Below are 13,210 nucleotides of genomic sequence, written 5' to 3' on the forward strand. Positions count from 1 at the left end.
CACATGCAAAAAAAAACCTTTTCCGTTTGAGGAAAAGGTGCTTGTTTTGATGCGTTCCTTACCTCTTATCGGCCAGAACAGATTTCCGTTCTGCTGGTTAGCACCGCTCAAGTCGGTTGCCGGGCTTCATAGGGCCAGTCCCTCCGCCTACTCTGGATAAGAGTATCCATTCGCATAATAGAATACTGGTTTTTCTCTTTGGTGTCAATATGCACTTAGCGGATTTCGTATTTGCCGCGCACCATGATGTAGGCCACGCCGCTGTAGTTCGGATCCAGCCGCAATCCGCGGTTGTCGGAGCGGGCGATCAGGAGCAGGTGATTGTGGGAAACCGGTGCACCGGCACGGAGATCCGCCCCCTGCGTAATGTCGGTCAGACCGTCTCCATTGTTGCCGGCGACAGCTTGCACCTGTCCGGTGCGGACGATGAATTCCGTCCCTTCAAAGCCGTACAGCGTCTGGCCCGGATTCAGCTCCACCACGGTCAATCCGCTGTTCCCGCCGCCTGCGCTGCCCAGCGCTCGCTGAATCTGCTGATCGACGTAGCTTTTCGTCACGACCGGGTCGTCTGCAGAACCCGGCACGCCGGCGCTTCCGCCGTCAGCCATCGCTTGGGAAGTAAAAATGGCCGTGCCGACAACTGCAGCTGCAATCAATCCTTTTGTCGCTTTGTTCATCTCGATGTCCTCTCCTTTAATTGTTGATCACAATTTGTAGACTCTGGCCAACAGAACGACTACTTCGGCTCGGGTCGCGCGTCCCTGCGGCTTGAAGAGATTCCCGTAGCCCTTCAGCCAACCTCTGGAGGTGAGCGCCTCGATCGCCGGAGACGCCCAGTGGCTGATCGGTACGTCACGGTATGACGACCTTGAGTGCTTGGTCAAAAGCAAGTTCTGGGCGCGGGCGGTCATCTGGGCCATCTCCGCCCGGGAGATGGGCTGGTTCGGCTTGATCGTCCGGTTGGGGTACCCCTGCATAATCCCCAGTTTATACGCCATTAGAAGCGGCTGGTAGGCCCAATGGGAGCTGGACAGGTCGCCAAACGGATTGCGGCCCGTATACGCCCCCACCGGCAGCCCTTTGGCCCGCATGGCTTGGATCAGCATGGTGGCAAATTGTGCCCGCGTCACCTGCTGATTCGGCTGAAACGTGGCATTGTCAAAACCCTTGACGACCCCTTTTCGAGTCAGCCGGGCGATTTCGGCGCGAGCCCAGTGACCGGCAATGTCCCGATAGCCGTCCACCAGCTTCTCCTTGTGCAGTGTGAGGCGGTAGGCATCGTATTTGAACGGGACCGTACTGCTCAATCGGATGTAGTACTTCCCAGGCTTGAGCTTTAATCCGATGACTTCCTTGCCTTGATCGGACAACTGGGCCACCTGATCGGTAGCAGCCAGCGCATAGTTAAAGGTATGGGACCCGTAGATCTCGATGCGCATCCCCTTGGACACGGGGACAAACGGCGCACGAACGCTGACGTAGGATTCCGAATCCACGGTAAATTGGAACCAATCTGAATCGGTATGGGTCGGCAAGGTGCCGGTCATCAATGTGCCGTTGGCCAGTTGAGAGGCCTGGCGATACGTATCGTTTGGTTCATTGACGTCCTTGCGAACCGGCGTGAAGGACAAATCCAGCCGGTACTCCCCGTTTACCTGATTGCCCCAGTATTCGCTGATGCGTATGTAATACTTGCCCGGCGACACATCTTTTTGTGCCCGCTCGACCGGGTTGTCCCGGTCCCAGGTGTCGTACTCTTCCCATCCCTGCCCCTGTTTGCCGATGCGCATGTTCAGATCCATTCGCTTGGTGTCAGGGGTAACCGTAATGTTCAGCCGGCCATACTCACGCACGTAGTAGGAAAACCAGTCCTGATCGCCTTCCTCGTGAAAATTGCCGGTCACGCTGATCTGATTCCCGACCAGGGGTCGCGCCGTATCCATGTTGTTGTTTCGCTCGTAGCGGTCCGGGTTGATCGAAAACGAGCTGGTCAGCACGTAGGTAAACGCGTTGACCCCGCCGGTTCGCTCCAGTTTGATCAGCATGCGTCCGGCCTTGGCCGGAACCGTCAGGGTATCGCCGTTGCCCATGTAATACGTGACAGGCGTACGATTTTCCGAATAGAACGTGGCGGCCATGGGGGACGATATCGAAGTGGATATAGAACCCCTCAGCGTCACTTTGCCATCGTAGGGAATATCCATCTTGTACCAGTCAATCGTGTCGGACTGGTTGAGCCGTCCGCGAATCTGCGACTCGATGGGAAACGGACTGGCTTGTCCCATGCTGTTGTTCGGCTCGTGAAAATCCGTCGAAGGGTTGCTTCGGACGGCCCGGTCGACATTGAGCAGGCCGTAGCCCGTCTGCCGGTCCCAGCCGCGCTCGCCCAGATCCGTGGCGGTCTGGTACAGAAGTTGTCGCACATCGAACGGCGACATGTTGGGACGGCGGGCCAGCACCAGCGCTGCGGCCCCCGCTACCTGGGGAGCAGCGGCCGACGTGCCGCTCAACGTGCCGTATTTGCCTCCGGGCTTGGTGGTGTACACGTTCATGCCGGGAGCCACCAGATTCAACTCCGGCCCAGAATTGGACTCGCTCAGCGGTTGGTTGTTGCTTTTGACCGCCCCGACAGCGATCACGGTCGGATACGCAGCCGGATAGGCGACCCGGTCGCTCTCGTTGCCGCTGGCCGCCACCAGCACCGCTCCGCTCGCTTCCGCCCGCTGGACCGCCTCCGTCAAGGCTTTGGAGTACGACATGCTGCTGACCGACATGAGGATCACCTTGGCCCCCCGGTCCAGCGCCATGTTTATCCCCTTGGCGATGACGTCAATATTGTCCTGCTGGCCGTATTTGTCCAGCACCTTGATCGGCAGGATGTGGGCGTTCCACAACACCCCGGACACCCCGATGCCGTTGTTCCCCTTGGCCGCGATAATCCCTGCCACCGCCGTGCCGTGTCCGTTTGCGCTGTCGTCATGCGCAGACTTTCCCGGATTCACCAGATTGATCCCCGGCAGTACATTTCCTTTCAAATCGGGATGGTTGGCATCCACCCCTGTATCCAGGACGGCGATGATGATGGAATTGTTGCTGTTGACCGTTTTCCACGCCTGGTCCGCCTTGATCTGCTTGAGATGGGTCTGGTTGTTGATGTACCGGTCCGACGTGATTCCGGCCGCTGACACGGTTCTGACATTCGCGATCACCGCCGCCAATCCGATGGCGACCACAAGCCCCAAAATGATAACTCTCCTCATGAAAATGACAGTCCTTCCTCCCCTGTTTTTCCCATGACGGCGAAACACAGGGAATCAGGTAGTGGCGGGTCACATGCCCTTCTCTGTACTTTCTACCATTTCTATCTATCTAGCATAGCGGAACAAACAGATGAAACGCAACCCTGTTGATCCAATACCTGGAACGTCATCCAACCAAACAGCAATACCCCCTTCTGCCACTGCGGCAAAAGGGGGTGGTTCTGAAACGTTTCGTTATTGCAATAAGCCATTCGGCTGCGAAGTTTTAGGCGCAGCCTGTCCTTTTTTCTGCTGCTTGGCTTTGGGGATGAAAGCGGTGCAATCAGCGGCTTTCACGCCTTCTTTCTTGATCGACGTTGCCGGGATTTCAAACGCCCACATCCGGCTGCCCTTGGCTTCCACCTTCAGGTTTTCCAGCGTGTAGTGGACGCGGGCCACTGCATCTCCAGCCTTGTCGTGCACGATAATCGGCACTTCCGTAAATTCCAGACGCTTGTTCAGCCCGTTGCGGAACAGCACGACCACCTTCAGGCCGTTGTTGGTTCCATCCAAAATGTCCAGCACCTGCAGGTCCACCAGGTCATCTTCAACCGGCAGAGCAGCTGCCTTGTCCTGGTACTGCTGCTGCTCCTCTTCGGTCAGCTCTCCGCCCAGCATTTCCGGGTGCTCGGCTGTTTTCTCAGGTTTCTTGTATTCCAGTGTGAGCGGCACTTCCTTATCCGGCAGCTCCTCAAACTCGCTCCACGGGAACAGGAACTCACACGGACGGCTCGACTTGTCGCCGACCGGCCCAAACTCCAGCAGATGGAACGTTTTGCGGGCGACGACTTTTCCATCCGGAGTGACCAGTCTCAGCGGCAGCCGTTGAAACAGCATGTTGCGGCTGGTGGCATTGCGGATAAAGGTAAGCACCAGGTACCCTTCCTGCGTCACCTGAGTAAAGAACGGGAAGATCCCCACTTCGTCCCGCACCACGGGCGGCAGCTCGTCGTGAATGTACTGCATCAGCTCGGCTTCTTGCTCATCCAGCTTATCGCCCCAGGGGCCGTGCAGGTTCAAGACCATTTCCTTGGACGGGATGCGATTGGACGACTGCTCCGGATTGTCGATCCCGGACACGCCCAGATAAGACTCCTTTTGCAGGTGATTGTGCACATCTTCGCGCACTTGCTCCAGGCTCTCTTTGGAGCCAAACCAGTTTTCCAGCAACCAACTCATGTCAAAACCTCCTCATTTCCCGACCAGCGGATACAGGTAACAAATGCAGGGGCGGTCAGGTAACCTCCAGCATCCATCGTTTCAGGCTGGCGTTTTTCTTTTTCACCGCATTTTCCGGGAAGACAAACAGCCACGGTCGACTTGTCCGCGGACGGACCCGAATGCTGCTGCCGTCGATGATCCCGGTTGCGACCACATCGCCCTCCGTGTCGGATACGGTGATCGTCAATTTACCCGGGCGATAGTCTACCGGCAAGCCATTGCGGAACAGTACAGCCACCACCAGCTCTCCCCTTTTCGTCCAGCCGATGTCAAAGCCGGTAGCCTCAACGGTTTCGGCTTCAATCGGCGGTAGCGAATGGCTCAAGAGCTCCAGGCGGTCTTTTTGCCGTTCGGTCATGCGTGCTTCCATCTGCGGGTCAAGGTCGAGATGTTTGGGCCAGACGTAAGGGTTGGCCTGCGCCTTCATCATCACTTTCCAGCGTGAGAATCTGAAATTCTCATGCAGGTACGTGCCCTCCGGAAAAAATACTTCCCACGGACGGCTGCTGCGCGGCGGGATCGATCCCATTCCGCTCAGGTCAACCCGCTGACGAGCAAACGGCTTGTCATCCAGATAGATCGCCAGGGTAATGTCTTTAAACCGCACTGGTTGATCCAGACCATTGCGGACAAACATTGCCACAGTAAGGCCCTCCGGATTCGGAATCAGGCTGAATCCGGTCACGCTGATGCTTCCGGCCGGCACATCCGGCAGTTGTGCCTGCAGAAAACGGAGGGTGTACTTTTTCTCGTTGTCCAACTGCTGCTCCCAGGCCGGGTGAAGGGACAGGTCCGTCCGCACTTTCTGGTTCCCGGCCTCCGCAGCCGGCACGGACTCCCCTGCTTCAACCTCCGCCTCCTGTTCGCTCAGTTCGGCAAAATCGACAGCCGCATCTTCCTGAATCTCTTGTTTCAACTCTTCCATGGAGCGCGTTTTTCCCTGCTCCTTGTTCAACCAATTCTTAAAAAAGGAAAACATCTGCATCCTCCTCTCCTGACCGCAGCACAAATGAAGCTTCTCTCTATGATAAGACTTTTCGGCGGGCGGGGTCAAATGGCCGCAAGCGATTAAACGCCCGCTTTACCCCTGCGGCACGCCTACCTTCCAGCGAGAGAAGTCCGCGTCATCCTTCAACACACTTTCTTTGGGGTAGATAAACATCCACGGTTTGCTGGTATTGGCGTTGACGGTCAACCCCCCCAGTTCAAACAGCCCTTCCGCCACCTTGTCTCCTGCCGCGTCGTAAAGGGCGAGCGGCAGCTTTTCGATGGACAGCGATTGCGTCGACCCATTGCGGATCAAAAGCATCGCGTGCAGCGCACCATCCTCCGCCCGGCGAAGCTGTACACTCTGAATGTTGACTTCCCCTTCCTTTAGCGGCGGCAGCCGTTTGGCCAGTTCGATCAGGGACTGTTTCTGCTCGTCCGTCAGCGCCTTGATCCACGACTCTTCCAGTTCCAACTGCTGAGGCAGCACCAATTTTTTCTGTGCCAGCTCAAACGCAATCTTCCAGTTGGTGAGCAAAACGTTTACCTGCAGGAAGTACTCCCGCTTAAACACAAACGTCCACGGTCTGGCCGCGAACGGCGGAATTTCGCCCAGCTCTCCCAGGTCAAACGTCTGTCGGGTGAACAACTGCTGATCCCCAAACAACACGACCAGCGGCATCTCCCCCAGGCGCAGAGGCCGGTTGGTGCCGTTGCGCAGGAAAGCCGTCACCTGAACACCGTCTTCGTGCGGGACAAGCGAAATGCCGGCCAGGGAAATATTCCCCTCCTGCAGCGGCGGCAGTTCCTGTGCCATAAACGACAACGCATATTTCTCCTGCGTAGTCAGCCGCTTTTCCCACGACTCGTGCAGCGACAGGGATGTGGTCACGCCAGCCGCCTTGGACTCCGTCTCTTTTTGCTCCGGCACCTTCTCGGACACGTCGTTATCCGCTGCCGGCAATACCGACTCCTCCTGCACCTGATTTTTCACATCTTCCGGCGTCGGCGTCTTCCCCAATATGTTTTTCAAAAAGGATAACATAACGTCTCTCCCAACTTTTCTCTACATCTATATGTAAAGGTTTATAGAGATGCTGTTCGTACTCAACTATAGCACAGTGAGCCCTTAATGCAACATCGAAAACTTGGTATCCGTTGGAACGCGTGTTGGATGCGGGCACGGTGCCTTCTAAAACAAATTGAGAGGGCAAAACCTGCGTATGGTTCGCCCTCTCGTTTCGACTCAGAGTGTTGTCTTTACGGCGTCGTCACCGTCTGTGTGCCGGAGCCGGCCGATTCGGAAGCCTCGCCGGTTGGTGCCGTTTCTGAGGCAGCGGATTCCGATGTGTTTGACGCTTCGCTCGCGTCTGCTGCCGGTGAGGGCGCTGGTTCTTCCCCTTCTCCGCTTGGTGCCGGTGTCTCCGGTGTGGTGTCAATATCGTCGGTTCCCGTCAGGCTGCCATCCTCGATGATGATCAGATCCCCTTTCTCCTGATAACCGACTTTTGCCTTCAGCGTTTCCCCGATAAAACGGAGCGGCAAAAAGAGGCGGCCTTTTTTGATCACCGGCGGGGTCTCCAGCTTGATCTTCTCCCCGTTCACTTCCGCTTCGCCGGAATCGAGATACAGCGTGATCTTGTTGTCGCCGCGCACCACTTCGACGGTGCGGGTCTCCCCGTTCCACTTCACCTCGGCCTTCAGCGCAGCGCCGATGGCACGCACAGGCACCAGGGCGCGTCCCTTTTCCACGAACGGGGCGGTGTCCATCACGACTTCTTTTCCATTGACAAACGTCTTCAGCGACGTGTCGCCCGTTTTCTCGTACAGTTCGCCCAGCTTGTCGAACAGTTTCTGATCGCCTGGTTTATAGAAGCGGTTGAGCAGTTCTTTTTGAACGTCCAGCGCCTGCTTCTGTTCGGACTGCTGCTCCAGCATCCTGGTCAGCTCTTCGTATTTCGCTTTCAGTTCTTCCGTTGCCTCTTTGACTTGCTTCAACTGCTGACGCAGTTCGATCAGTTCCTTCTTGGTCTTGACAGCTTGCTGGACGGCTTCTTTTGGAGACACGCCTCCTGCGGTCGAACCGGAAGGCTTGTCCTTATCCGGTTTTCCCTTGTCCTTGCCCTTTCCCTTGGCGTCTTTGTCCACTTGACCGCCACCGTTCCCTTTTTGGGCTTCTTTTACCGGTTTTTCCGCATGGACCGCGGCCAGCGGCGTACAGGCCAGCAGGGTGAGCACCAAACTTGCAGACAGCCATTTCTTCATCAAAAATTTCCCTCCCGCTTGCACCAGAAGTAATACGTGCTCTGTTTACCATATCGGCAAATCGGCGGGAACTTGATAGGGGAAAGAGGGCCGGCTAAAAAACAGCAAGCCCCACGGAAATGGGGCGCCGGGTAAAGGCATCATGCCTGTTCCAGAATCTTGTCGATAGTGGCCAGCGTCTCGTCCGGAATCGTCATCCCGGAGGCTTTCACGTTGTGTTCCACCTGCTCGGGCACGCTCGCTCCGATGATCGCGCTGGAGACGTTCGGTTGGCGCAGCGTCCAGGCCAACGCAAGCTGGGCCAAGGAAAGCCCCAGTTCTTCGGCGATGGGACGCAGACGCTCCACCTTGTGCAGGTTCTCTTCTTTCAACCACGATTTCACTGTCTGGTTGCCGCGTTTGTCGGCCGCCCGGCTGCCCGCAGGCGCCTCATTCACCGTTCGGTACTTGCCGGCAAGCACGCCCTGCGCCAGCGGCGAATAGACGACCTGTCCGATGCCGTTTCGCTCGCACAGCGGAATGATTTCCTTCTCAATCTCTCTTGCAAACATGTTGTACAGCGGTTGATTCGCCACGATCCGGTGCAGCAGGTATTTGTCCATGATCGATAATGCTTCGGCGATTTGCGCCGCTGTCCAGTTGCTGATACCGACATACAGCACCTTGCCCTGCCGGACGAGATCGTCCATCGCCCGCAGCGTCTCTTCCATGGGGGTGTCGTTGTCAAAGGCGTGGCAGTAGTACACGTCGATGTAATCGAGACCGAGCCGCTTCAGGCTCGCTTCGCACTGTTCCATGATGTGCTTGCGGGACAATCCCCGGTCGTTGGGTCGATCGCCCATCGGTCCCCAGACTTTGGTCGCCAACACGTACGACTCGCGGGGATACTTCCGCAGGGCCTCACCGACCACCTTCTCCGCTTCCCCCTTCATGTAAATGTTGGCTGTGTCGAAGAAGTTGATTCCCAGTTCATAGGCCTTGTCGATGGTGGAGATCGCCTCCTCCCTGCCGACATAGCCTCCGTACGTCAGCCAGCTTCCCAGGCTGATTTCGCTCACTTTCAATCCCGAGTTTCCGAGACGACGGTAATTCATCTTCGTTCCCTCCCGAGAAAGTATTCGAAAGCGGGTAGCTAATGCGACTCTTTCTCAATTTTATCACGAAGCTGTCCGAGTGCTTCAAGATGTCAAGAGGCAGACTCAACAGAAAGACCCCATCAATAACGATGAGGTTCTTTTCCAACACGTTTTTCTATACCCGAAAACGCGAAATATGTTGCTGCAAGTCCTCAGACATTTTTGCCAGAGCCAGGGCGGAAGACGAGATTTCTTCCATCGAGGCCAACTGCTCTTCCGCAGCGGCAGACACATTCTGCGTTCCAGCGGCTGTTTCATTCGCCACTTCCCGGATCAAGGTGATGGAACGCACGATTTCTTCCACAGACGCCGACATCTGCTGCGCGCTGGCGGAAACCTCCTGAATCTGCACGGCTACATCATTCACGGAGCGCTGGATGTGCGCGAAAGACGTCCCTGCCTGGGTCACGACGTCCATTCCTTCGTTCACTTCATCTTTTACCTGATCCATGGAAGTGACCGCCTTCTCCATCTGCCCGTGGATCAACGAAATGACGTCGTGGATTTGATTTGCAGACGCCGCCGACTGCTCCGCAAGTTTGCGCACTTCATCGGCAACGACCGCAAATCCCCGCCCGTGCTCACCCGCTCTTGCCGCTTCGATGGCTGCGTTCAGCGCCAACAGATTGGTTTGAGAGGCGATGTCGGAGATCACCTGAACAATCTGGCCGATTTCTGCGGAACGTTCGCCCAATTCCTTGATGATTGCTGCCAGATCGTTCACCTTGTCGTGAATCGATCCCATCTGTTCGCCGGCGGTTTGGATCGCCCGATTCCCTTCCTCTGCCACCTGGGCTGCCTGTATGGACGAGGCGGATACCTGCTGGGCGTTTGCCGCAATTTGTTGGATTCCCTGCGCCATCTCTTGAACAATCTGGGCGCTTTGCCCCACGCTGGCGGCCTGCTGCTCGGAGCCTGAGGCGACTTCCTGCACAGTGGAGGCGATTTGCTCCGTAGCTTTACTTGTTTGCTCCGCACTGGCTGTCAGCTCTTCAGCGGAAGCAGCCACCTGCTCGGCGCTGATGCGCACCTGCTGAATCAAGCCGCGCAAATTATTTTTCATGACCGTAAAGGTATGAACCAGTTCCCCGATCTCGTCTTTGTTGGTTACAGAAAGATCGTCTGCCGTCAGGTCACCGGACGCAATCGTTTCGACCGAGGACTTGAGCCGCACAACGGGCCGCGAAATCAGTCGGGATACCACGTAGCCAATGCCAATCGCCAGGATGACCGCGATCCCGCTGATCACCCATACCGTTATCTCCACGCTGTTTACCATCGCGGCGTTTTCCTGAGTGGCCTGGGTCATGAGCTTCTGCTGTCGTTCACTGATCTGTTCCGCGATGGTTTGCATATCCCGTGAAATCGGAAACAATGAGGTCGTGGCAAAGGCCAGAGCCTGCTCGTTCCCTACTGAAACGATCAGACTTTTCGATTTTTGGAACTGCTTGTTCAGTTGTTCAATCTGGCTGAGATACACTTTGGTTTCCTGCGTATCGGCCAGTTCCATGGAGATTGAGACCAATTCCGACAACGTCTTGCTTGTATCCTCCACTCGCTGCAGCGATGCTGCATTGTGGGTCAGCAAATAGTCTCGCAAACTGTTGTTCAGTTGGGTCGCGTTCACTTGAATGTTCTTCGCGTTCAAGAGAATGACAGCTCTTCGGTTCATGACTTCAGAGAACGAACTGTCCACTTTATTGAGGAAGTAAAGTGACAGGCCGCTTACCATTACCAAAAGAAGTACGACTGATAAAAATCCGGCGGTTACTTTTCTGCCAATCGTCCATCTCATGTCTCTACTCCTCCGATTGATAGGGACTTGCGTCTCAGACTGTTCGCTCACGACCTTGTCAGATAGGAAAAAATACCAAAGAGAAGATAGTATCAAACTACCACGAGAACGCGTAATGGTCAATGCCCCCTGTCATGCGCTCGCCCGGCTCACCACTGTTTTCAAAAAAATACCCTTCGCCGGTAAACGACGAAGGGCCAGTAATATCGCCTGACTAAAATCTGAGGGTCTTGTCCCATACCGGTTCCACGTTCACGCGCCGACGCTTGTACTCCAGGACAGCGGCGCGCACCAGCAGGAACAGCCACAGCTGCGAATAGGTAACATACATGATAAAGGAGACGGCCAGATTGACGGGACTTGCCATGTCGTCCGCCACTTCCGCGCTCAAGAGTTGGATCACGTAGATCAGCCACGCCTCAAACCACAGCAGGAGCAGGGGGACCGTGTACGACGTGTGGACGATCCCCAGCACGCCCAACAGAAACCACGCATCGGAAATGAACAAGACAGCCGCAAACACGATGTAGATGGACAAAATGTGAACCGCGTGCAAAACAACGTGCCGCTCGCGCCACGCCGGCTGTTCAAACATTTTACCGATCAACTGCAAGTTGCCCTGCATCCATCTCGTTCGCTGTCTCAGCCACACGGCAAATGTCTGAGGCTCCTGCTCCCATGAGCGCGCCTGCGGTACAATCGGCAGCTTCCCTCCCAAAGCGGCAAGCGAGATCGACAGGTCGGCATCCTCGGCCAGGGCGGACGAATCCCAGCCGCCAGCGGCGACAATCGCCTCGCGCTTCACCACCAGATTGGTTCCGGTCAGCGTTCCCAAGCCAAACAAATACCACCGTCCGCATTGCATCAGCAGTTGGAAGACGGCAAACTCCAGGGCGATCATTCGCGTCAGCCCGTTTTTCTCCGCGTTCAGGGTTTTCACGTAGCCGACAGCCCCTGCCGCCCCCGGCGTCTGCACGGCCGCCTCGATCAACAGCCGCAGGGCGTCCGGCTCCGGCTGGTTGTCGGCGTCATACACGGCGATGTATTGTTCCCGCGCCAGCGTCAGACCGTAGTTCAGCACCCGTCCCTTTCCCTTCGGCGTTCCCGGGGGACTTTGACATGACGAATGTGGGGAAACATCGACGCGTAATAGTCGGCGATGTCCCCGGTGGCGTCGGAGGAACTGTCGTTCAGTACATACACCGTCAGCGGCCCGTCATACTTTAGTCTCGCCATGGCATCCAGCGTCTGGGCCAAGACCTTTTCCTCATTGTAGGCGGCGATGAGAATGGCGACGCTGGGGTATTCGTCAAGCGGAGGGGACGGAGCCGTTTTTGACCGGAACGCAAGACCGGCGACACACAGCACCGAATAATAGAGAAGCAGCAGCCAAAACAAGGCCGCAATAACAGGCAGGATCACTGACACGGTTCAGGAACTCCTCTCCGCTGCACGGATGCGTCATAATCCGCACTCCATTCTTCCAGCAGGGCCTCCACCGCAGACCAGTCCTGGAACACGAACAAGTCTTCAAGCCGCACCCACGACATGACCAGGTCTGCGCGAATCCTGCGCTGCTGGTGCAGCAGCCGGTGAAACCGCCGCAGCATGCGATGAGCCCCTTCCCGGTCGCAGCGCTGCAGCACAATCGCGATCGTCGAGGGCGAAATGCGTCCCACAATGTCAAACTGATCGCGCACGGACTTAAGCGCCGCCTCTCCCACCACCTGCAGCACCGTTTCCGGCGTGTAGCGCTGACCGCCAAACCCGTCAACGTATGAAGGAACGGGCACAAACACAATCATGCCCGGTTCGTTTCGCCGGCGCAGGGAGACCATGATCGCTTTCAAGCGGTCCTTAAACTCATTTGCACTGAGCACAGACACCGCCTCGTCCATTTTGCGCAGCGCGGCAATCTGCCGCTGCGCTTCCTCATATTGACGTGCCCACCTGCGCAGCTCAGTCGCCTGCGCCCATGACGCAGCCATCAGCACCAACACCGCAAGCTGATATACGATGGATTGGGATTGCGTACCAATGTCCCACCCCAATTTCCACCCCTGTGCCACAGCAAAAAAGGCGTGTAGCAAAATGACGGCGACCAGCAAGGTGAAGGAGCCGAGTGGGGACAAGTACAGGAACAGACCGTACAGCAGGGCAGCGGCTACCAATACAAGCCAGGCGACGCTCACAGGCACCTGCATGACCAGCCAGACTGTCATCGCAATTTGAATCAGCGTTAATGCGGCAATACCAATGCTTCGTTTCATGACTCTTTTCCCGATTCTATGACTTTGATATCATGCTGTCTCGTATTATGGCACCAGTCAATTATATTGGCCATCAACAATTTATACCACATACGCTCTGGGCTGCTTTCGGTCAGTGACAGACCAACAACAGGCACAAGAAAACCGTTCCGCTCGATTCCAACGACTTGATTGTGCATGAAATAAAAGTATTCACACATTTACCAACAGAGTTATTCACAAACTGTGGATAAGTGA

General features: G+C 56.2%; 11 protein-coding genes and 1 riboswitch. All 11 genes read right to left on the reverse strand.

Features of this window, described 5'->3' with window-relative positions; all coding sequences use genetic code 11:
- Positions 1 to 62 precede the first annotated feature (62 nt).
- A riboswitch (SAM riboswitch) is annotated at positions 63 to 163 on the reverse strand.
- 52 nt (positions 164 to 215) lie between these two features.
- Positions 216 to 677: a hypothetical protein gene (locus IRT44_RS03805; RefSeq protein WP_171564169.1), complete on the reverse strand. Its 462-nt coding sequence runs from the start codon at positions 675 to 677 to the stop codon at positions 216 to 218.
- A 27-nt stretch (positions 678 to 704) separates the two neighbouring features.
- Positions 705 to 3,260, reverse strand: a complete 2,556-nt coding sequence (locus IRT44_RS03810) for a S8 family peptidase (protein WP_171564168.1) — start codon at positions 3,258 to 3,260, stop codon at positions 705 to 707.
- Between the two features lie 234 nt (positions 3,261 to 3,494).
- The gene (locus IRT44_RS03815) at positions 3,495 to 4,478 is read right to left on the reverse strand and encodes an SLAP domain-containing protein (RefSeq protein WP_230077479.1); all 984 of its coding nucleotides are present in this window, start codon (positions 4,476 to 4,478) and stop codon (positions 3,495 to 3,497) included.
- Between the two features lie 55 nt (positions 4,479 to 4,533).
- Positions 4,534 to 5,499 carry an SLAP domain-containing protein gene (locus IRT44_RS03820; RefSeq protein WP_171564166.1) on the reverse strand — a complete coding sequence of 322 codons (966 nt, stop codon included), beginning with the start codon at positions 5,497 to 5,499 and terminating at the stop codon, positions 4,534 to 4,536.
- 102 nt (positions 5,500 to 5,601) lie between these two features.
- Positions 5,602 to 6,552 carry an accessory Sec system S-layer assembly protein gene (locus IRT44_RS03825; RefSeq protein ID WP_230077480.1) on the reverse strand — a complete coding sequence of 317 codons (951 nt, stop codon included), beginning with the start codon at positions 6,550 to 6,552 and terminating at the stop codon, positions 5,602 to 5,604.
- A 215-nt stretch (positions 6,553 to 6,767) separates the two neighbouring features.
- The gene (locus tag IRT44_RS03830; protein WP_230077481.1) at positions 6,768 to 7,772 is read right to left on the reverse strand and encodes a copper amine oxidase N-terminal domain-containing protein; all 1,005 of its coding nucleotides are present in this window, start codon (positions 7,770 to 7,772) and stop codon (positions 6,768 to 6,770) included.
- Positions 7,773 to 7,912: 140 nt separating this feature from the next.
- Positions 7,913 to 8,866: an aldo/keto reductase family protein gene (locus tag IRT44_RS03835; RefSeq protein ID WP_171564163.1), complete on the reverse strand. Its 954-nt coding sequence runs from the start codon at positions 8,864 to 8,866 to the stop codon at positions 7,913 to 7,915.
- 157 nt (positions 8,867 to 9,023) lie between these two features.
- On the reverse strand, positions 9,024 to 10,703 hold the full coding sequence (locus IRT44_RS03840) for a methyl-accepting chemotaxis protein (RefSeq protein WP_230077482.1): 1,680 nt from the start codon (positions 10,701 to 10,703) through the stop codon (positions 9,024 to 9,026).
- 214 nt (positions 10,704 to 10,917) lie between these two features.
- Positions 10,918 to 11,784: a glycosyltransferase family 2 protein gene (locus tag IRT44_RS03845; RefSeq protein WP_409978426.1), complete on the reverse strand. Its 867-nt coding sequence runs from the start codon at positions 11,782 to 11,784 to the stop codon at positions 10,918 to 10,920.
- A complete protein-coding gene (locus IRT44_RS19440) occupies positions 11,778 to 12,131 on the reverse strand; it encodes a glycosyltransferase family 2 protein (protein WP_409978427.1) in 354 nt (117 codons plus the stop codon). The genes IRT44_RS03845 and IRT44_RS19440 overlap by 7 nt, the downstream gene beginning before the upstream one ends.
- Positions 12,122 to 12,973 carry a GGDEF domain-containing protein gene (locus IRT44_RS03850; RefSeq protein WP_230077483.1) on the reverse strand — a complete coding sequence of 284 codons (852 nt, stop codon included), beginning with the start codon at positions 12,971 to 12,973 and terminating at the stop codon, positions 12,122 to 12,124. Before IRT44_RS03850 ends, IRT44_RS19440 begins: the two co-directional genes overlap by 10 nt.
- Between the last annotated feature and the right edge of the window lie 237 nt (positions 12,974 to 13,210).

It is taken from the genome of Brevibacillus sedimenti (assembly GCF_020923495.1).
In the GTDB taxonomy this organism is placed as follows: Bacteria; Bacillota; Bacilli; order Brevibacillales; family Brevibacillaceae; genus Brevibacillus; species Brevibacillus aydinogluensis.

Coding starts and splice junctions, on each gene's coding strand:
- IRT44_RS03805 (WP_171564169.1), bottom strand. CDS start 677: ATGAACAAAGCGACAAAAGGATTGATTGCAGCTGCAGTTGTCGGCACG.
- IRT44_RS03810 (WP_171564168.1), bottom strand. CDS start 3,260: ATGAGGAGAGTTATCATTTTGGGGCTTGTGGTCGCCATCGGATTGGCG.
- IRT44_RS03815 (WP_230077479.1), bottom strand. CDS start 4,478: ATGAGTTGGTTGCTGGAAAACTGGTTTGGCTCCAAAGAGAGCCTGGAG.
- IRT44_RS03820 (WP_171564166.1), bottom strand. CDS start 5,499: ATGTTTTCCTTTTTTAAGAATTGGTTGAACAAGGAGCAGGGAAAAACG.
- IRT44_RS03825 (WP_230077480.1), bottom strand. CDS start 6,552: ATGTTATCCTTTTTGAAAAACATATTGGGGAAGACGCCGACGCCGGAA.
- IRT44_RS03830 (WP_230077481.1), bottom strand. CDS start 7,772: ATGAAGAAATGGCTGTCTGCAAGTTTGGTGCTCACCCTGCTGGCCTGT.
- IRT44_RS03835 (WP_171564163.1), bottom strand. CDS start 8,866: ATGAATTACCGTCGTCTCGGAAACTCGGGATTGAAAGTGAGCGAAATC.
- IRT44_RS03840 (WP_230077482.1), bottom strand. CDS start 10,703: ATGAGATGGACGATTGGCAGAAAAGTAACCGCCGGATTTTTATCAGTC.
- IRT44_RS03850 (WP_230077483.1), bottom strand. CDS start 12,973: ATGAAACGAAGCATTGGTATTGCCGCATTAACGCTGATTCAAATTGCG.